This window comes from Pedobacter sp. 01T416_2, from assembly GCF_056398925.1.
The window spans coordinates 1-18,728 of sequence record NZ_JBFTQI010000017.1 but is presented as its reverse complement, the minus strand read 5'-3'; the positions used below and the strand labels follow the sequence as shown (position 1 = coordinate 18,728).

The 18,728-nt window shown below is 38.9% G+C and carries 15 protein-coding genes; 9 read left to right on the top strand and 6 right to left on the bottom strand.

Annotated elements, in window-relative coordinates; translation table 11 throughout:
• Nucleotides 1-50: 50 nt before the first annotated feature.
• Nucleotides 51-1,193, top strand: coding sequence for an N-acetyl-alpha-D-glucosaminyl L-malate synthase BshA (gene bshA, locus AC1DPQ_RS01635; protein ID WP_057931188.1), 1,143 nt, complete (start codon nucleotides 51-53; stop codon nucleotides 1,191-1,193).
• A 257-nt stretch (nucleotides 1,194-1,450) separates the two neighbouring features.
• A complete protein-coding gene (locus AC1DPQ_RS01630; protein WP_029279950.1) occupies nucleotides 1,451-1,897 on the top strand; it encodes a KTSC domain-containing protein in 447 nt (148 codons plus the stop codon).
• A 54-nt stretch (nucleotides 1,898-1,951) separates the two neighbouring features.
• Here the strand turns inward: AC1DPQ_RS01630 and AC1DPQ_RS01625 are convergent, their stop codons facing one another.
• From AC1DPQ_RS01625 to AC1DPQ_RS01605, 5 genes are all read right to left on the bottom strand, one after another.
• Nucleotides 1,952-2,140, bottom strand: coding sequence for a hypothetical protein (locus tag AC1DPQ_RS01625; protein ID WP_477578280.1), 189 nt, complete (start codon nucleotides 2,138-2,140; stop codon nucleotides 1,952-1,954).
• Between the two features lie 680 nt (nucleotides 2,141-2,820).
• Nucleotides 2,821-3,114 (bottom strand): GIY-YIG nuclease family protein, encoded by a 294-nt coding sequence (locus AC1DPQ_RS01620; protein ID WP_477578282.1) that lies wholly within the window; start codon nucleotides 3,112-3,114, stop codon nucleotides 2,821-2,823.
• 222 nt (nucleotides 3,115-3,336) lie between these two features.
• The gene (locus tag AC1DPQ_RS01615) at nucleotides 3,337-3,831 is read right to left on the bottom strand and encodes an SRPBCC family protein (protein ID WP_477578284.1); all 495 of its coding nucleotides are present in this window, start codon (nucleotides 3,829-3,831) and stop codon (nucleotides 3,337-3,339) included.
• Nucleotides 3,832-3,849: 18 nt separating this feature from the next.
• Nucleotides 3,850-4,959 carry a lactonase family protein gene (locus tag AC1DPQ_RS01610; protein WP_477607656.1) on the bottom strand — a complete coding sequence of 370 codons (1,110 nt, stop codon included), beginning with the start codon at nucleotides 4,957-4,959 and terminating at the stop codon, nucleotides 3,850-3,852.
• A gap of 416 nt (nucleotides 4,960-5,375) precedes the next feature.
• Nucleotides 5,376-6,965 carry a pseudouridine synthase gene (locus AC1DPQ_RS01605; RefSeq protein ID WP_477578288.1) on the bottom strand — a complete coding sequence of 530 codons (1,590 nt, stop codon included), beginning with the start codon at nucleotides 6,963-6,965 and terminating at the stop codon, nucleotides 5,376-5,378.
• A gap of 263 nt (nucleotides 6,966-7,228) precedes the next feature.
• On the opposite strand from AC1DPQ_RS01605, the gene AC1DPQ_RS01600 reads away from it, so the two are divergent.
• From AC1DPQ_RS01600 to AC1DPQ_RS01570, 7 genes are all read left to right on the top strand, one after another.
• Nucleotides 7,229-8,011, top strand: coding sequence for a lytic transglycosylase domain-containing protein (locus AC1DPQ_RS01600; protein ID WP_057931183.1), 783 nt, complete (start codon nucleotides 7,229-7,231; stop codon nucleotides 8,009-8,011).
• A gap of 342 nt (nucleotides 8,012-8,353) precedes the next feature.
• On the top strand, nucleotides 8,354-9,400 hold the full coding sequence (locus AC1DPQ_RS01595; protein WP_477578290.1) for a 2Fe-2S iron-sulfur cluster-binding protein: 1,047 nt from the start codon (nucleotides 8,354-8,356) through the stop codon (nucleotides 9,398-9,400).
• Between the two features lie 391 nt (nucleotides 9,401-9,791).
• Nucleotides 9,792-12,689: an excinuclease ABC subunit UvrA gene (gene uvrA, locus AC1DPQ_RS01590; protein ID WP_477578292.1), complete on the top strand. Its 2,898-nt coding sequence runs from the start codon at nucleotides 9,792-9,794 to the stop codon at nucleotides 12,687-12,689.
• A gap of 179 nt (nucleotides 12,690-12,868) precedes the next feature.
• A complete protein-coding gene (locus AC1DPQ_RS01585) occupies nucleotides 12,869-13,636 on the top strand; it encodes a TatD family hydrolase (protein ID WP_477607658.1) in 768 nt (255 codons plus the stop codon).
• A 342-nt stretch (nucleotides 13,637-13,978) separates the two neighbouring features.
• A complete protein-coding gene (locus tag AC1DPQ_RS01580; protein ID WP_477578341.1) occupies nucleotides 13,979-14,998 on the top strand; it encodes an asparaginase in 1,020 nt (339 codons plus the stop codon).
• A gap of 584 nt (nucleotides 14,999-15,582) precedes the next feature.
• Nucleotides 15,583-16,995: an MBL fold metallo-hydrolase gene (locus AC1DPQ_RS01575; RefSeq protein ID WP_477607654.1), complete on the top strand. Its 1,413-nt coding sequence runs from the start codon at nucleotides 15,583-15,585 to the stop codon at nucleotides 16,993-16,995.
• A 126-nt stretch (nucleotides 16,996-17,121) separates the two neighbouring features.
• Nucleotides 17,122-18,090 carry a YpdA family putative bacillithiol disulfide reductase gene (locus AC1DPQ_RS01570; RefSeq protein WP_477578337.1) on the top strand — a complete coding sequence of 323 codons (969 nt, stop codon included), beginning with the start codon at nucleotides 17,122-17,124 and terminating at the stop codon, nucleotides 18,088-18,090.
• Between the two features lie 97 nt (nucleotides 18,091-18,187).
• Here the strand turns inward: AC1DPQ_RS01570 and AC1DPQ_RS01565 are convergent, their stop codons facing one another.
• Nucleotides 18,188-18,709 carry a hypothetical protein gene (locus AC1DPQ_RS01565; protein WP_477578335.1) on the bottom strand — a complete coding sequence of 174 codons (522 nt, stop codon included), beginning with the start codon at nucleotides 18,707-18,709 and terminating at the stop codon, nucleotides 18,188-18,190.
• Nucleotides 18,710-18,728 lie beyond the last annotated feature (19 nt).

The following is an 18,728-nucleotide window of genomic DNA, read 5'->3' as shown; positions in this document are numbered from 1 at the left end:
CATTATAGATTAAAATCGGGTACATTTGCGATAACAACAAAACATGTACAATGAAGATAGGAATTGTTTGCTACCCCACTTTTGGCGGTAGTGGAGTAGTTGCAACAGAACTTGGTAAAGCACTTGCTAACGAGGGACATCAGGTTCACTTTATTACTTATAGTCAGCCTGCCAGGCTCGATTTCTTTTCTGCCAACCTGTTTTATCACGAGGTTTCGGTAAGAGATTATCCACTTTTTGATTATGCTCCTTACGAATCGGCACTGGCCAGCAAACTGGTAGATGTTGTCCGTTTTGAACAATTGGATGTATTACACGTTCATTATGCCATTCCACATGCTTCTGCTGCTTTTATGGCGAAACAGATTTTGGCAAGTTATGGTATTCATATTCCGGTGGTAACAACTTTGCATGGTACCGATATTACTTTGGTGGGTAAAGATCCAACTTATAAACCCGTGGTTACCTTTTCTATTAATCAAAGCGACGGTGTAACTACAGTATCAGAAGATTTAAAAGAAGATACTTATAATCATTTCGAGATTACAAAAGAAATTAAGGTAATCCCAAATTTTATAGATTTTTCGCGCTTCAGTTTGCAGGCAAAAGGTCACTTCAAAAAAGCGATCGCGCCAAATAACGAAAGGATTTTAATCCACACCAGTAATTTCAGGAAAGTAAAACGTACGGCTGACGTGATTAGGATTTTCGAAAAAGTACAAGCGGTTATTCCGTCGAAACTATTAATGGTAGGCGATGGGCCAGAGCGTGCTTACGATGAGCAGCTTTGCAGATCGTTGAATATTTGCGAAAATGTAAGGTTTTTAGGTAAGCAAGATGCGGTTGAAGAAATCTTATCGGTTTCAGATCTTTTCTTAATGCCATCAGAATCTGAAAGCTTCGGTTTAGCTGCATTAGAGGCAATGGCTTGTAAAGTGCCGGCAATTACTACAAATGCGGGTGGTTTGCCTGAGCTGAACGTTGACGGATTTTGTGGCTACATGAGCAATGTTGGAGATGTAGATGCAATGGCAGCCCATGCCATTGAAATATTAAAGGATGATGAAACCCTGAATCGTTTCAAAGAAAATGCTTTTGCAAGGGCACAAGATTTTGACCTGAAAAAGATCCTACCTGTTTATGTTAACTATTATAAGGAAGTAATCGAAAACTCATTACAAGCTAAATATTAACAATTTAAGTATCACGTTATATTTAACCACAGATAAAAGGATGCACACAGATGATAAATCCGTGTGCATCTGTTGTTAAAAAACTTAAGTAAGATACAGGAGAACTCGTTAGTTGATGAATCATATCAGCAATATTTAACAAATTAAACTTTCTCAAAATCAAATGATTATAAATCGTATCTTTGCGGCTTGAAACGGTTTTGCAGATAAAGATCCCTAAAATCATTTCGACAAAATTAAAAAAGAGGTTATCCCAAATGAAGAAAATAGTTGATTACAGAAAGCTTTTGAGCGTAGATAAAAATGCTGAGTTAAAAGAGCTTAAATCTGTGTACCGCACATTGATGAAAGATTGTCACCCTGATAAATTTCAGCAGGAAGAAGAGAAATTAGATGCAGAAGCTAGAAGTAAAGAAATTATCGAAGCTTACCATTTCTTGGTAAGTATTGCGCCAGAAACACGCGAACAGAATATCGAAACGTACACGCAAACTACAACATTGTCGAATATTCAGGATTTCGAATACAAACAACAGGTTTTAAATATCCAGTTTTTTGATGGAAGTGCTTACGAATATTTCGATGTGCCAAAAGCAATCTACGTGAAATTGGTTAACGCCGATTCTCCAGGCCGTTTTGCCCGCAGACATATCTTTAATGAATTCCCATATCGCAATGTAGCCAGAGTTGCAGAACCGGCATAATAAGCGACAATATAATATTTGAATGGCCCCAATGAAAATCGGGGCCATTTTTCTTTATTCCCTGATAGCTGATAAAGTTAGTTTTTCTTTATCTTCTGCTTCTTTTAACTCTATTTTTATTTCAATATGGTTTTCTCTTCTATTAGGTGGAGGAATAGGAACACCTCCTCCAAGTCCAAAAGAGGCTAAAAGAATCAGCAATACCAATCCTGTTAGCCTCAGGGCTTTTTTGAACTGTTTCATGTTTCGATAGAATGATGGCTTGTCGGTTAAATAACCAATAGACCTGTAAGTACTAATTAAATAGCCTGATAATGGCTAAAGCTTCAATTAGCTGGTAGGGATTTCAGTGGGGTATTGTGAGATTGTTTCCTGAACAAAAAAGCTTGAAGTATTTGACGTAGGTAAGAATGCTTTAGCGAGTTTTGTTAATTTGGTTTTTACTAACTCATTAAAAGCAGAAATCTGCAGATCGTATTCATTTATCGAAGTGCATGTTTTTCTTGTTGACTTGTTGAAAACACTTGAAGTAGAAAAACTCTTTTGTAATCCAGATACCCATTCTGTTTGAAAAACTGGATTCGATTGAAGGGTGACTGAATTGGCCTGGTTGCTCGAAAATGTGAACAAACTCAGAAACAGGACTAATATTGCCGTCCATTTTAAATGATTTTTTTCTAAGTATGTTGATTTACAATTCATTTCCTTAGCAAAGGTAATATATTTCCGAGATTCGTCATACTGAACTTGTTTCAGTATCTATCATGCTAGTTTGTTGTCATTAAGCCCCTGAAATGAATTCAGAGCGACGGGGAGTGGGCGTTTCGTTATATTGAACTTGTTTCAGTATCTATCATGCTAGTTTGTTGTCATTAAGACCCTGAAATGAATTCAGGGTGACGGATCGAATGGGTATTTCAGCTTTATTCTAGGGTTTCAAACAAATCCTCCCAATTTGAGTTATTTTGATTAATCAGATTAATCTTCCAGGCCCGCTTCCAGTTTTTCAATTGTTTTTCTTTCGCAATGGCTTCTTCAATAGAATCAAACTGCTCGTAATAAACAAGTTTGATACAATTGTATTTGGCTGTAAATGAATCTGGATATTTCTTCTCCCTGTGCTCAACTATCCTGAAATATAAATCGGATGTTACGCCGATATACAAAACCGTATGTGTGTGATTCGTTAATATGTAAACGCAGCCGCCTCGTTCCATAACCTCTGTTGTTCTATTTCATTTCGTTTTCTGGCAATAAAGATGTTGAAATAAATTCAGCAGGACGCTCGCGTAAGATAATGGAACTTAATTTATTTACGCGTTTACTCATATCGTCATACTGAACTTGTTTCAGTATCTATCATGCTATAAAGATCCTCGGCTGAACTCAGGATGACGATCGTGTTTGGTGTTTTTTCTGCTAAAATTGTTTTTCAGTTCTCAATTATTCAGCATGGGCTTAAAGCGGTTATCCTTATTTCTTAAGTCCAAACCACCTTCGTAAACAGATTTTAAATTAACCAAATAAAAACTCCAACCATTATGACAACCTAAGCGAATATTTCTTTTTGCATTTTCATCTAAAGGAATATTCTTTTGCGTCAACTCTACAACTACATACTCAAACTCTTCTCTGAGTTTAATGTCGACCAAACATTCGCCTGCAAAAGTAAATTGAAGTTCATTTTTGTCATTGGCTTCAGTTATGCTCCCTTTTTCAATATCATCATACAGATACCAGATCCATTTGTATTTATCGCCTTTCAATACGTTTTGCGTTTTGTTGAGCAATATGCCGTTTTCGTCAGAGAATTCCGCCTCGCTTAAAAACCATTTCTCAATTTCGCTGGCTTTTGTCCAGGCATTGTACATGTCTTCAAGTTTCGCTTTAACAGCAATCTTGATGGTGAATCTGGTCCAATCGAAGTTTTCCATTGGCTTAATTTTAGGTGATTAATTAAAAACTAAACAAACTGGCGCGCCAACATCAATGCGTTTACCGCTATCGGTTAATTTGCCAGTAATTTTATTTCGCTTGAAGATAACGATGTTGTTGGTGTATTGATGACCGATCAATAGGAAATTTCCAGTCGGATCAATCGTGAAGTTTCTTGGCCCTTTGCCGAGTGTACTGACTGTTTCGATGAATTTCAATTTTCCGGTCGACAGAATTGAAAAGGCAGAAATGCTATTGGCATCTCCGCGGTTGGTTTCGTAAAGAAATTTTCCATCAGCCGAAACATGGATGTCGGCACCATCAATTTTTCCGGTAAAATCTTTTGGCGTAGTACCAATTTCCTGGATTTTGGTTAAACTTCCATTCGAATAGGCGAAAACGGTTATGCTGCCATTAAATTCGTGCGCTAAATAGGCAAATTTCCCATTTGGACTAAAAGTGATGTGCCTAGGACCAGTGCCTGCATTGGTTTTAATTACCGACTTAACGGTTAATATTTTTTCTTTTGAGGTAGGGTTATAGTTGTAGATGTAAGTTTGATCTTCACCCAGATCGTTAACAATTAAATATTTGTGATCTGGCGTAAATTTAACCATATGTACATGCGCACTCTCTTGTCTGCCTTTAGGATCAATGCTTTTTCCGGTATGTTTAATCACTTRCAAAGCTTCTGTTAAGGCACCGTCAGTCTTGCGTGCGAATACCGCTAAACTGCCTCCACTATAATTCGCAACAATAACATTTTTGGCATCAACGGTAATAAAACAAGGATCGGCACCGTGGCTGTCTACCTTATTTAAAAAAGTTAAAGCACCTGTTGTTGCGTTGTATTTAAAAGCACTGACTGTGCTGGTGGCTCCGGTTTCATTAACCACGTAAACAAATTTCTGATCTGGAGAAACGGCCAGATAACTCGGGTTGGCTGTGTTTTTTGTGATGCTTTTTACCGTTGTAGCTGCGGTTGAACTATTAAAGTTGTAAGTATAGATTCCTTCGCTTTTTCCAGGTGCGGTATAGGTGCCAACAATAAGGTTGTAATTGGTTTTTTGCGCAAATGTTAGCGTTGATAGTATAGAAAGTATAAATACTGAACTAATTTTTTTCATGAAAAACGATGTTGATTTTGACAAATATGGGGAATTAAAATGTAATTAGCCACGGAGGCACGGAAGAGCACGGAAATTAATTTCCATTTAATAAACCGTTTTCATTGTTCTTAATTTACTTTGGAATCGTAAAATGTAATTTGCAATTGAGATGCAATAATGTTGGGCTATCCTCAAATTGGACTATACTACCATTGATGGATTCCAAAGAACGGTCGTCTTTCCCGCGCAGGCGGGAATCTTAATGCAACCTACAAACCCAACTAAGGCATTACGATTCCCAATCAAGTTGAGAATGACGATGCGTGGTACCTGTAATATCCACTCCAATGTTTTTCTGAAAAAATTGATTGCTCAGGATAACAATTTTTTTTAATAAGCAACAAAAAAGGCAACCATTGGTTGCCTTTTACGTATTATTTTATCAGATGTTTAATCTGGATCAATTCATGATCTTCAAGATAGCGCCATCTGCCACGTGGTAAATCTTTCTTAGTCAGATTACCATATACTACACGGTCTAATTTTTCTACATTGTAACCCAGGTGTTCGAAAATACGACGAACAATTCTGTTTTTACCACTATGGATCTGGATGCCGATTTCTTTTTTGGTTCCACCCGCAACGTAAGAAATGTTATCGGGTTTAATCAATCCGTCTTCCAGCTCTAAACCAAAAGCAATTTTGTTTAAATCGCCTTGTGATAAAGCTTTATCCAGCTCAATATTATAAATTTTGGTGATACCGTTTTTAGGATGCGATAATTTATCTGCTAAATCACCATCGTTTGTCATCAACAATAAACCTGTTGTATTACGGTCTAAACGGCCAACTGGGTAAATACGCTCGCGGCTCGCCTTGTCAACCAATTGCATTACGGTACGGCGTTCTTGTGGATCGTCGGTAGTGGTGATGTAATCTTTTGGTTTGTTTAATAAAACGTAAACTTTTTTCTCGCGTTTCAATAGCTCGCCGTTATAACGTACTAAATCTTTCGCTGGATCAACTTTATGTCCTAATTCGGTAATGGCTTCTCCGTTTACGGTAATAATGCCGGCAGCAATTAGCTCATCAGCTTTACGGCGAGAGCAGATACCTGCATTTGAAATATATCTGTTAAGGCGAATTAAGCCTTTCTCTTCATTTGTTTTGCGGCCTTGGGCAATTACAGTGCGCTCTGGGCGGTTAAACTCTGTATCTCTTGGCTGAGCATCCTCGCGTTTTCTAAACGGACGGGTATCGCCTTCTCTCGGTTCTCTAGGTTTTACATCTCTTGAACTTCCAGCACTTGGCTTGAAATCATCAGATTTGCCTCTTGATTTGTAATCTTTATAGCCACCTTCTCTCGGTTTGAAATCTCTTGGTCCACCATCTTTCGATTTGAAATCACGGTCTCCCGTTCTTGGCTTGTAATCTCTTGATCCGCCTTCTCTAGGTTTAAAGTCGCGGTCGCCAGTTCTCGGTTTAAAATCTCTCGAATCTCCATCCTTAGATTTGAAATCGCGTTCTCCTGTTCTTGGCTTATAATCTCTTGCACCACCTTCTCTTGGTTTAAAATCTCTGTCTCCTGTTCTCGGTTTGTAATCTCTTGATCCTCCCTCTCTCGATTTGAAATCACGATCTCCAGTTCTTGGCTTGTAATCTCTCGATCCACCTTCTCTTGGCTTGAAACTGCGGTCTTCTGATTTTGAGTTGTTATCTTTTGATTTAAACTCGCGGTCTCCAAATTTGAAACCTGTTGATTCTCCATCTTTCGATTTAAAATTACGGTCTCCTGTTCTTGGCCTGAAGTCTTTTTTGTCTCCGAAAGATTTTGATTTGAAATCTTTACCCTCTGAGCTTCTAGGTTTGAAGCCGTCTTTAGAATCGGATGATTTTTTGAATTTGCTGTCTTTGTCGTCTGATCTTCTTCTCTCAGACCCGGCCGAACTACTTCTGCCTTCTGTTTTCCGACTGCCTGGTTTGGACTTGTCATCCCGACTGTTCCTGTTGTTTTTATTTATCATGATACGCTTTTAGCCGCATTAAAAATGCGGGTTGCAAATTTATGAAAAATTGATGAACATAACAATTTTAAGAGCGAAAAAATTAGATAAAAAAATAGCCTCTAAAATAGGAAAATTACGCTGAAAATCAAAATTTAAAATCCACGTTTAAAGTGCTTTAGGGGCTGATTTTTGGGGTTAGTTTTGTAACTATTTGATAATGTGCTTATTATTTTTTACCTTTGCCAACGTTTTTATATAAGTTCACCAAAAAAAGGAGGAAAATGTTAAAGAAACACATCGTACCATTTGCGGTAGTGGCAACACTATTTATCTTGGCAAAAGTGTTCGCTTACCAAATGCCCTTAGCACAAAAAAGTCTTTTAAAAGAAGAAAAATTAAACACTACAATACCCAAATCTGATAGCCTGGAAGTTGAAAATGCGGAAAAGCCGCTATCTTTAATGGCACAGTTAAATTTTGCCGAAGAAACCCTGCCGTTAGGCGATAAAAAGGTAGAACGCAAAATGAAAAAAATCCTTGCAGCACACACTTACGGAAATACCCAAACCAATAAATTGCATGCAAAAGCAGCAAAATGGTTTCCTGTAATTGAGCCTATTCTTGCTGCCTACGGAATTCCAAACGATTTTAAGTATTTGGCCCTGGTCGAATCTGGAATGGCGGAAGGAGTTTCTCCAAAAGGTGCAGCCGGAATCTGGCAGTTTATGCCTGGCACAGCCCGTACCTATGGATTAAGAGTAAACGGAAATGTTGATGAACGCTATAATTTGCGTAAATCGACCATCGCTGCCTGCAAATACATTAAAGAAATGTATAAAGGTTTAGAAAGCTGGACATTGGTAGCTGCGGCTTACAATGTTGGCGACGGACGTCTGCGCAAGCAGATCAATAATCAAAATCAAGACAATTACTACAAAATGAAGCTGAACCGCGAAACCGGAGGCTATGTTTATAAAGTGATTTCTATGAAACAGATTATGGAACATCCGAAACGTTACGGTTACGAAAAACCGAGAGTATTATTGGCCTACAACGCCGAATAATATAATTAAGATAAAGACAAGCATTTGGTAAGGCGTCCCGGTTTTAAATCGGGACGCTTTTTTTATGAAGGCGATTGCACAGATGTTGGATTACACAAATTTGTTTTGCTAACCAATGAACCAATGGCAAATAAACCAATGAACTTTATTGCCACGGAAACACCGAAACCACGGAGTTGTTTTTCTGCACGGTGCTAACTAATGAACAAACGGCAATTGAACCAATAAACATTTAGCCACGGAAACACAGATTAGCACGGAGATACTTCTGCATTATGCTAACCAATGAACTAATGACCAATGAACGATTGAACTAATAAATCAATTTCCTTTCTTTGTATTATGTTCAAACTGCGCATCAATAAAATCATAAATCAGCCTGGTGATAATATTACTTTTCAGTTTGAGGAGGTAGATCAACAATATCCAAAGTATTTGGCAGGTCAGTTTATTTCATTGATTTTTCAGGGAAAACATAAGGAAATAAGGCGGTCGTATTCTTTTAACAGCTCGCCAGATGTGGATGAGCCTTTGGCTATTACAGTAAAAAGGGTAGAAAATGGAGAGATTTCGAGATTTTTACACCATAAAACTTCGGTAAATGATATTCTATTGGCGCAAGAGCCTCAAGGGATGTTCTGCTACTTGCCAGAAGAAAACCTGAAACGCGATCTTTTTCTGTTCGCTGCAGGAGTGGGGATTACTCCATTATTCTCGATTTTGAAAACAGCATTGGTGCGTGAGAAAAAATCGTTGGTTACACTGGTATATAGTAACCGATCAATGGAGGATGCATTATTTTATGATGAGCTGAACGAATGGCAAAAGAAATATCCGGATAGGTTAAAGATTGTTTGGGTTTTCAGCAATAGCAAAAACCTAATGACGGCCCGCCTAAACAAATTCTATATCGAAAAGCTACTCAAAGAACATTTGCATTTTGATCGGAATGATGCGCTGTTTTACAGCTGTGGCCCGATAATTTATATGGATTTATGCCGGATTACTTTGCTGGGCATGGGTTTCGATATCAAACAGATTAAAAGAGAAACCTTTGTATTGCCAGAAGATGAGGTGGATGAGGATGATGGTTCGGCAGAAAAGCTTGTCGATAAAAACACTTATTCGGTAATTTTAAACTTTAGAGGGGAAACTTATAACCTTGAAGTGCCCTGGCCAAAAAGAATTTTAGATGTTGCGCTGGAAAATAAAATCAAACTCCCTTATAGTTGTCGCGGGGGTGTATGTAGTACCTGTGTGGCYAATTGCACCAAAGGTGGGGTAAGGATGGATTACAATGAGGTGCTTACTGATGATGAGTTGGAAAGAGGCAGGGTTTTGGTTTGTACCGGACATCCGACAGAGAATGGAACGACGATAGAGTGGTAGGTTGGTTTATTAGCCATTGGTTCATTGGTTCGCATGGTGCCCACAGGTGTGTCGTCATCTCGAGCGGAGAGCAGCGGAGTCGAGAGATCTTTTTTAAGATGCTTATTAGGTTGCATTGGGTAAGGAGCTTAAAATTTTAAAAGTTCTCTAAAAATACAAAACCATTGTATCGTTTACAGCGTTTGTGAAGTATGGCGAAAACTTTTTTTAGCCTTTTAATCTGTATCTTCTGTTTACGTCTGATTTCCTACGAAATAGAAGTCGACATTATGACAATTAATCCTTAATCAAGATTGCATTAGACTTTCATTTTGATAAAATTTTTAGCATTTTTGCGGATTGAAATTTTGTCTTTTGAAAGGCTCAATTTTGCCTCCAACTTTTAATAAATATGAGCAATAAATCTATCGACCTCGGCGAGCAAAAAGATGTAGAAGTATATGGTGCGAGGGTACATAATTTAAAGAATATAGATGTCAGTTTTCCACGCAACCAACTTGTTGTAATAACAGGGTTAAGCGGAAGCGGTAAATCTTCGTTGGCTTTTGATACCATTTACGCGGAAGGACAGCGCCGCTATATGGAAACATTTAGTGCCTATAGCCGCCAGTTTATGGGCGGGATGGAGCGCCCTGATGTAGATAAGGTTTCGGGATTGAGCCCGGTTATTGCCATTGAGCAAAAAACCACCAGTAAAAACCCGCGCTCTACCGTAGGTACCATTACCGAGATTTACGATTTTATGCGTTTACTTTATGCACGTGTTGCCGATGCCTATTCGTACAATACTGGCGAGAAGATGGAGCGCATGAGCGAAGACCAGATCCTGCAGAATATCTTTAATAAATTTGATGGTGTTGCAGTAAATATTCTTGCGCCTGTTGTTAAAGGTAGAAAGGGGCATTACCGCGAGCTTTTCGAGCAGATCCGTAAACAAGGCTATGTAAAGGTTCGTGTAGATGGAGAAATAAAGGATATTTCTGCTAAAATGCAGGTAGACCGTTATAAAATTCACGATATCGAAGTGGTGATTGACCGTTTGATCATTGATGTGAAGGATAAAAAACGCTTGCTAGATTCGTTGCAGATTGCGATGAAAATGGGTAAAGGTGTGATCAAAATCAGCGATAAAGATAATAACGTTGCGCATTTCAGTAAGTTTTTGATGTGCCCAACCACAGGTATTTCTTACGATGAACCTCAACCGAACAGTTTTTCATTCAACTCACCATATGGTGCCTGCGAACGTTGTGACGGTTTAGGTTATATCTTCGTGGTGGATAAAGAATCAGTGATTCCAAACCCAAAGCTGAGTATTTTAAACGGTGGTTTGGCTCCATTAGGCGAATATCGTGATATCTGGATGTTCCAGGTATTAAAAGCGCTGGCCAAAAAATATAATTTCTCGCTTTCTACCCCAATTGAAAAACTGGGTGATGATATCATCAATATTATCCTAAACGGTACACACGATCTGATCAATGTGGCTGTTGAGTACAATAAATGGAACGTTCAGAATTATAATATCACTTTCGATGGTATTATTAAAATGCTCGAAGAGCAGAACGAAAAACGGGGTGAGGCTGCGGTTGATGATATGGAAACTTTCCGTAAACTGAAAACCTGTCCGGAGTGTAACGGCGCACGACTTAAAAAAGAAAGCCTGCATTTCAAAGTTGATGGCAAGAACATTTTCGAACTGTCATCAATGGATATTTTCAACCTGAATATCTGGTTCGAAAAAGTAGATGAACGACTTACCGACCGTCAGAATATTATTGCAAAGGAAATTTTAAAAGAGATTAAAGCCAGGATCGGTTTCTTAACAGATGTTGGTTTAACCTATTTAACGCTCGATAGGACAGCCCGTACGCTTTCAGGCGGTGAGGCACAACGGATCCGTTTGGCTACGCAGATCGGTTCTCAATTGATGAATGTAATGTACATCCTCGATGAGCCAAGTATCGGTTTGCACCAGCGCGATAACGAACGTTTAATCAATGCGCTTAAAAATCTCCGTGATCTTGGAAATACCGTTTTGGTGGTAGAACACGATAAGGACATGATTCTGGAGGCCGATTGGGTAATTGATGTTGGTCCTGGAGCAGGTATCCACGGCGGAACGGTAGTTGCAGAAGGAACTGCCGCACAGATCCTGAAGTCGAATACCTTAACTGCCGATTACCTGAACGGCAAAAAGAAAATTGAAACGCCAAAAGTCCGTAGAAAAGGAAATGGACATAAATTGTCTATCATAAAAGCTACCGGGCATAATTTAAAAGAAGTTTCAGTAGATTTTCCTTTGGGTAAATTTATTGCCGTAACCGGAGTTTCGGGTAGTGGTAAATCGAGTTTGATTACCGAGACTTTATATCCGATTTTAAATCACCATTTCTTTAGGGCGAAAAAACAACCTTTGCCTTACGAGAAAATTAACGGATTGAAAGAAATTGATAAGGTAATTGAAATCGATCAGGCACCTATCGGCAGAACACCTCGTTCTAATCCATCTACTTATACCGGAGTCTTCTCCGACATCAGAAACTTGTTTGTACAGCTGCCCGAGGCCAAAATCCGTGGTTACAAACCCGGCCGTTTTTCTTTTAACGTAAAAGGTGGCCGTTGCGAAACCTGTCAAGGTGCTGGTTTAAAGGTGATTGAGATGAATTTCTTGCCTGATGTACAGGTGCCTTGTGAAGAATGTGGTGGAAAAAGATATAATAGAGAAACCTTAGAAGTTCGTTTCAGGGGAAAATCGATCAGTGATGTGCTGGATATGAGTATCGAAGATGCCTGTAATTTCTTCGAAAATATCCCGATCATCTATAGGAAGATCAAAACATTGAAAGATGTTGGTTTAGGTTATATCACTTTAGGACAATCATCGGTTACTTTATCGGGTGGCGAGGCGCAGCGGGTTAAATTGGCTACAGAGCTTTCTAAAAAAGATACCGGAAAAACCTTCTATATTTTAGATGAGCCTACAACAGGGCTCCACTTCGAAGATATTAATGTGCTTTTAGGCGTATTGCAAGAACTGGTTGATAAAGGAAATACGATTTTGGTAATTGAACACAATTTAGATGTGGTTAAAGTTGCCGATTGGGTGATCGATTTAGGCGAGGAAGGCGGTGCTGGTGGCGGAAGGATTTTATTCGAAGGTACACCAGAAGGTTTAATCCAGAACCCGATCAGTTTAACCGGAAAGTTTTTGAAAAAGGAAATGGCTTTAGAGTCCGAGGTCGGCAGTTTGAAGTCTGAGGTCAAAGCGTCTAAGAAGAAGAAATAGTCTGAGGTTGGAGGTCAGAAAGACCGAGATTACAGGTTTTAAGCGATCGTCACCCTGATCCGATAGCTATCGGATTTGTTTCAGGGTCTTTATGTACAAATAGATGCTGAATCAAGTTCAGCATGACGAACAACTTAAGCCCCATTTCAATCGTACATTACCCATTTTACATTATAAACATGCTTTTTACCGATACCCATACCCATTTATATTACGAGCAGGATGCCGAGAAACAAGCGCAGTTAATGGAACGCTGTTTCGAGAATAACGTTAACCGTTTATTTTTGCCTAATGTTGATGTAAAATCAATTGCCATGATAGATGATCTGGTGGCGAAATATCCGGCAAATTGTTTTGCAATGGCAGGTTTACATCCTTGTGATGTGAAGGAAGATTATCTTGCTCAATTGGACGAAATTTACAATAGCATTTCCGGTCGGAAAATTTATGCCATTGGTGAGATCGGGATCGATCTGTATTGGGATAAAACTACCTTGGCCATTCAGCAAGATGCTTTTCGCAAACAGATTGGCTGGGCAAAAGATTTAGGTTTGCCGATTGTGATCCATTGTCGCGAGGCTTTTGATGAGGTTTTCGAGTTACTGGAAAGTGAAAGGGACGAAAAACTGCGCGGTATTTTTCATTGTTTTACTGGTAATTTAGCGCAGGCTAAACAGGCCATCGACTTAAATTTTTATTTAGGCATTGGTGGTGTAGTTACCTATAAAAAAGCTGGATTGGATCTGGTATTATCAGAAATTCCTTTAGCTAATGTAGTTTTAGAGACTGATTCACCTTATTTGGCGCCAGTTCCTTTCCGTGGAAAGCCTAATGAAAGCAGTTATTTGATTTATATTGCCCAAAAACTGGCCGATATTTATGGCACTCCTATTGAAGAAATTGCGGATGTAACCACAGAGAATTCGAAGAAAATTTTTGGGGTTTAAATGTTATTATCCTTATTCGGCAAATTTTAGCGGTTCGTCATTCCCAACTTGATTGGGAATCGTAATGCAATAGCTTTAAGATTCCCGCATGCGCGGGAATGACGCTTAAGTTTTAGATTCTGTCGTTGTAATTTTTATTTTAGCATCTTTCTTTCTGGATCCTGAAACAAGTTCAGGATGACGACAATATTGTATTTCTTTTATTTTAAAATAAGCACATAAAATTTATCATTTTGACAATTTTTTAGCGTTTTTTAGCTTTTTTGTTGCTAATTTAAAAATATCGTCCGATCATTTGTAAATTTTTAGTTTCTTTGCGGTGAGCAACCTTCACCCAACCAAATGACCAAAATACTTATAATTTATACCGGCGGTACTATCGGTATGGTTAACGATCCTACAAATGGGATGTTAATTCCATTTGATTTTCAGCAGATAAAAGAAAACGTTCCTGAGTTAAACCGTTTAGACTACGATTTAGATGTGCATTCCTTCAATCCGGTATTGGATTCTTCAAACATGGATCCTGAAATATGGAAAACATTAGCCGAACTCGTTTATCATAAATACGATCAGTACGATGGTTTTGTTATTCTCCACGGATCTGATACCATGGCCTTCACCGCATCGGCATTGAGTTTTATGCTCGAAAATCTAGCTAAACCAGTTGTTTTAACCGGTTCGCAACTCCCTATTGGCGAAATCAGGACTGACGCCAAAGAGAATTTAATTACCGCTCTAGAGATTGCAGCAACCAAAGAAGATGGAAAAGCACTTTTTCCAGAGGTTTGCATTTATTTTGATTCCCAGTTATTTAGGGGCAATCGCTCTATAAAGTACAACAGCGAAAAGTTCGAAGCTTTCCGTTCGCCAAATTACCCGATACTTGCCGAAGCGGGCGTTCACCTGCAGTTTTACAGAAATTATATTCTTAAAGCACCGAAAGGAGAATTAAAATTACACACCAATTTTAATTCTAATATCGGGGTGCTGAAATTATACCCTGGAATAACGCCACAGGCGGTTCAGGCGATTACAGATTCTAAGGTAGACGCCATTATTTTAGAAACTTTTGGCTCAGGTAATACAACAACCGCACAATGGTTTTTAGATAGTTTGCGTCAGGCTATTTTGAATGGAAAGATAATCATCGATATCTCTCAGTGTAAAAAAGGATCTGTACAATTGGGACGTTACGAAACCAGTAGAGAATTGTTGAAAATGGGCATTTTAAGTGGCTACGACTTAACTTTCGAGGCTACAGTTACAAAGCTAATGTTTGTAATGGGCTTGGGCTTGTCAATAGAAGAAAGCCGAAAATTAATGGAAGAATCGCTAAGGGGTGAATTGACTAAAGATTAGTGCTAGTCGGGATTTGTAATCCCGTTTACAGAACTACGGATTTAATCCTGAAGTGTAGGGTTATTTTCATCGTTTTTGGAAATGATGGGTTCTGTTATAATGGCACGCTTAGTCCTGCTACCGCTTCAAGCCCTTCCCGATGAATCGGGATACCTCAGTCCGGGCTTTACGCTTTATCAGGTTTAGCAACATGGGTCGTTGCATAAATTCTGAAATTGCGATAGATCCGCGTTAGGGATTGTAAGGGTTTAGTACCGATTAAGCATCTGTTTTTATTTAATCACGGTATGCTTGCTTGTTTCACAGGTCTTCATCGGTACCGGAGCGAAGCGCAGCCCTGAAAAAGCCCGACCCTTTCCCGATTCATCGGGATTAGGGTAACGCCCAAATCAATTGCAGTTGACAATTCTCAGTTAGCAGTTTTGCATTACAGTAAGTAAAACTTCTGCAATTATGACCGACATCATTTCGGTTATAAGTATTTAGCGCTATTTTTGCTGTAATAGATCCGTCATGCTGAACTTGTTTCAGCATCTTTCTGGTAAGACCCTGAAATAAATTCAGGGTGACGTTGCGAAGAAAACATGAAAATAGAACAAATATATACAGGTTGCCTGGCAGAAGCCGCTTATTACATCGAAAGTAATGGCGAAGCTGCAATTATTGATCCGCTAAGAGAGGTTGGAACGTATTTAAAGAAAGCTGAAAAAGCAGGAGCCACCATTAAATATATTTTTGAAACGCATTTTCATGCCGATTTTGTTTCCGGACATGTAGATCTGGCAGAGAAATCTGGTGCCGAAATTATCTRTGGCCCAACCGCTAAAACCGGGTTTAAATCGCACATTGCCAAAGATGGTGAGCAGTTTAAAATTGGAAACGTAACCATTACCGCTTTACATACTCCCGGGCATACTTTAGAATCGACTACTTATCTGCTAAGAGATGAAAATGGGAAAGATCACTGCATTTTTAGTGGCGATACCTTATTTATTGGCGATGTTGGTCGACCTGATTTAGCGCAAAAAGGCCATTTAACCATGGAAGATTTAGCGGGAATGCTTTACGATTCGTTAAATGAAAAAATAAAGCCCTTAGCTGATGATGTAATTGTTTACCCGGCGCATGGTGCAGGTTCTGCCTGTGGCAAAAGCATGAGTAAAGAAACTTTCGATACTTTAGGGCACCAAAAGGAAGTAAATTACGCTTTAAAAGCCGAAACAAAAGAGCAATTCATTGCAGAAGTAACAGATGGCATTTTGCCACCACCACAATATTTTGCTAAAAATGCTGCCATTAATAAAGGTGGGGTGGAAAGTATTGATGAGGTTTACGAGAAAGGATTAAACGCTTTAACCCCGCAAGCTTTTGAAGATACTGTAAACCAAACAGGGGCAATTATGCTCGATACCCGCGATCCGCAGGTTTTTGCAAAAGGTTTTATTCCAAATTCGATCAATATTGGCCTTAACGGACAGTTTGCACCCTGGGTTGGTGCTTTGATTACCGATTTACAGCAGCCAATTTTACTGATTACCGATCAGGGTAAAGAAGAAGAAACCATTACCCGCTTAACCCGCGTAGGATACGATAGTACCATAGGCTATTTAGATGGTGGTTTCGAAAGGTGGACAGATGCTGGTAAGGAAATCGATACTATTGAATCAATCTCTGCCGAAGCATTTGAAACAGCTAGTCTTAACGGCGAAATTACAGCACTTGATGTACGCAAACCAGGTGAATATGAAGCAGAACATCTGGAATTTACGCTGAGCCGGCCGTTAGATTTTATTAACGACTGGACTGGCGAGATTAATCCAAAATCTACCTATTATATTCACTGTGCAGGTGGCTACCGATCAATGATTGCTGCTTCCATCTTAAAATCACGTGGAGTAGAAAATGTGATTGATGTTGCAGGCGGTTACGGCGCAATTAAAAATACCGGTTTAAAAAGAACCGATTTCGCCTGCCCAAGCAAAGCAATGAAAGTTTAATAAATAAAAGAGATCGTCATTTCGAACGGAACACAGTGCAGTCGAGAAATCTATGCTAACAGATATCTCCATTCCGCGGTGCTGCAGTCGAGATGACGACCACTCTTTAAGCGAAATAAAAACTGGATGTCTGAAAATCAAAATCATTACGACGTATTAATTATCGGTGCTGGCCCAATAGGGATGGCCTGTGCAATAGAGGCGCAAAAAGCAAACTTAAGCTATGTAATTGTAGAGAAGGGTGCTTTGGTGAACAGTTTGTTTAACTATCCGGTGTTTATGACCTTCTTTTCTACTTCTCAAAAGTTAGAAATTGGAGGAGTTCCTTTCGTAACCATCAGTCCGAAACCTAACAGAAATGAAGCGGTTGAGTATTACCGTCGTGTGGCCGAAAAATTTGATTTAAATATCCATCTTTTTGAAAGCGTAAAACAAGTTGTTAAAAAGGATCATGATGTTTTCGAAATTAATACCACTAAAACTAATTATACGGCCAATAATGTAATTGTGGCTACTGGTTTTTATGATGTGCCATTGTTGATGAATGTTCCAGGAGAGGATTTGCCAAAAGTAACGCATTATTATAAGGACCCGCATTTATATGCATTTCAAAATGTGGTAGTGGTTGGCGCCAATAACTCGGGCGTAGATGCTGCTTTAGAAACGTATCGGAAAGGTGCAAATGTAACTATGGTTGTACGCAGCTGCGATCTTGGCCCTCATGTGAAATATTGGGTGCGCCCGGATATACAGAACAGGATTAAAGAAGGAGAAGTTAAAGCACTTTTTAACTCCGAATTGATTGAAATAAGGGAAGGCGAGGTAGACATTAAAACACCCGAAGGAATAAAAACCATCCCGAACGATTTTGTAATTGCAATGACCGGTTACCAACCGGATTTCGGAATGCTGAGGAAATTCGGCATCGAACTGCCCGAAACACTTTGCCCGGTTTATAACGAAGAAACCATGGAAACGAATGTGAGAGGTTTGTATTTGGCTGGTGTAGTTTGCGGCGGACTAGATACCCACAAACTTTTTATCGAAAATTCTAGGGTACACGCCGAAATGATTGTAAAAAATATTTTGAGTTAAATTTCTTACGAAGTTTAGCCAGGGGATAAGCGATGGAATAACTTCGTAAGTCTTACATCCACGTAAAAACTTCCGAAGTCTTCTGCACTCTAGGCTTTTAGACTTCTGAAGTTAATTGATTATTTTTTGAGCTTCCCCATTTATAGGTTACAGATAGCATCATAGAAACTACTATAATTTGAAGTATAAGCACAGCTTTAGATACGATCGTTAAAATAGTGAAGTTTTGTTCATATTGATTGATTTCTGGTTGTGCAGACAATGGCGGGTAAATCGTCCAGCCGTTAATATTGTGGTATGGATTAAAGAAAGGCAGAAGTTGTACTGCTATGGAAGCTAGCAGGATTAAAATAAAGCCTAAAAAGAAAATAAATGAGCGTTGAATTTTTCTGCAAAATGAGTGTTTAAGCTCTTTAAAATAGTAAACGAAAAAAGAAATAATAATGAAAAAGAATATCAATAAATGCTGTTTTTTAATCACGAAATAGGTGTCGTGAAGATTGATGTCAATGGAATTGCTAAAAAGGGTTTTTCCAAATATGCAGAAGCCGATAATTATGCTAATTGCAATGCAAGCTAAGAGCCATAAAATTTCCTGCAATAATGGTTTGTTTTTCATAATGAGCGAGATTTAGATT

What these genes read in the sequence shown, in the direction of transcription:
- bshA (WP_057931188.1), top strand. Translation starts at nt 51, where the DNA reads ATGAAGATAGGAATTGTTTGCTACCCCACTTTTGGCGGTAGTGGAGTA.
- AC1DPQ_RS01630 (WP_029279950.1), top strand. Translation starts at nt 1,451, where the DNA reads ATGAAGAAAATAGTTGATTACAGAAAGCTTTTGAGCGTAGATAAAAAT.
- AC1DPQ_RS01625 (WP_477578280.1), bottom strand. Translation starts at nt 2,140, where the DNA reads ATGAAACAGTTCAAAAAAGCCCTGAGGCTAACAGGATTGGTATTGCTG.
- AC1DPQ_RS01620 (WP_477578282.1), bottom strand. Translation starts at nt 3,114, where the DNA reads ATGGAACGAGGCGGCTGCGTTTACATATTAACGAATCACACACATACG.
- AC1DPQ_RS01615 (WP_477578284.1), bottom strand. Translation starts at nt 3,831, where the DNA reads ATGGAAAACTTCGATTGGACCAGATTCACCATCAAGATTGCTGTTAAA.
- AC1DPQ_RS01605 (WP_477578288.1), bottom strand. Translation starts at nt 6,965, where the DNA reads ATGATAAATAAAAACAACAGGAACAGTCGGGATGACAAGTCCAAACCA.
- AC1DPQ_RS01600 (WP_057931183.1), top strand. Translation starts at nt 7,229, where the DNA reads ATGTTAAAGAAACACATCGTACCATTTGCGGTAGTGGCAACACTATTT.
- uvrA (WP_477578292.1), top strand. Translation starts at nt 9,792, where the DNA reads ATGAGCAATAAATCTATCGACCTCGGCGAGCAAAAAGATGTAGAAGTA.
- AC1DPQ_RS01585 (WP_477607658.1), top strand. Translation starts at nt 12,869, where the DNA reads ATGCTTTTTACCGATACCCATACCCATTTATATTACGAGCAGGATGCC.
- AC1DPQ_RS01580 (WP_477578341.1), top strand. Translation starts at nt 13,979, where the DNA reads ATGACCAAAATACTTATAATTTATACCGGCGGTACTATCGGTATGGTT.
- AC1DPQ_RS01570 (WP_477578337.1), top strand. Translation starts at nt 17,122, where the DNA reads ATGTCTGAAAATCAAAATCATTACGACGTATTAATTATCGGTGCTGGC.
- AC1DPQ_RS01565 (WP_477578335.1), bottom strand. Translation starts at nt 18,709, where the DNA reads ATGAAAAACAAACCATTATTGCAGGAAATTTTATGGCTCTTAGCTTGC.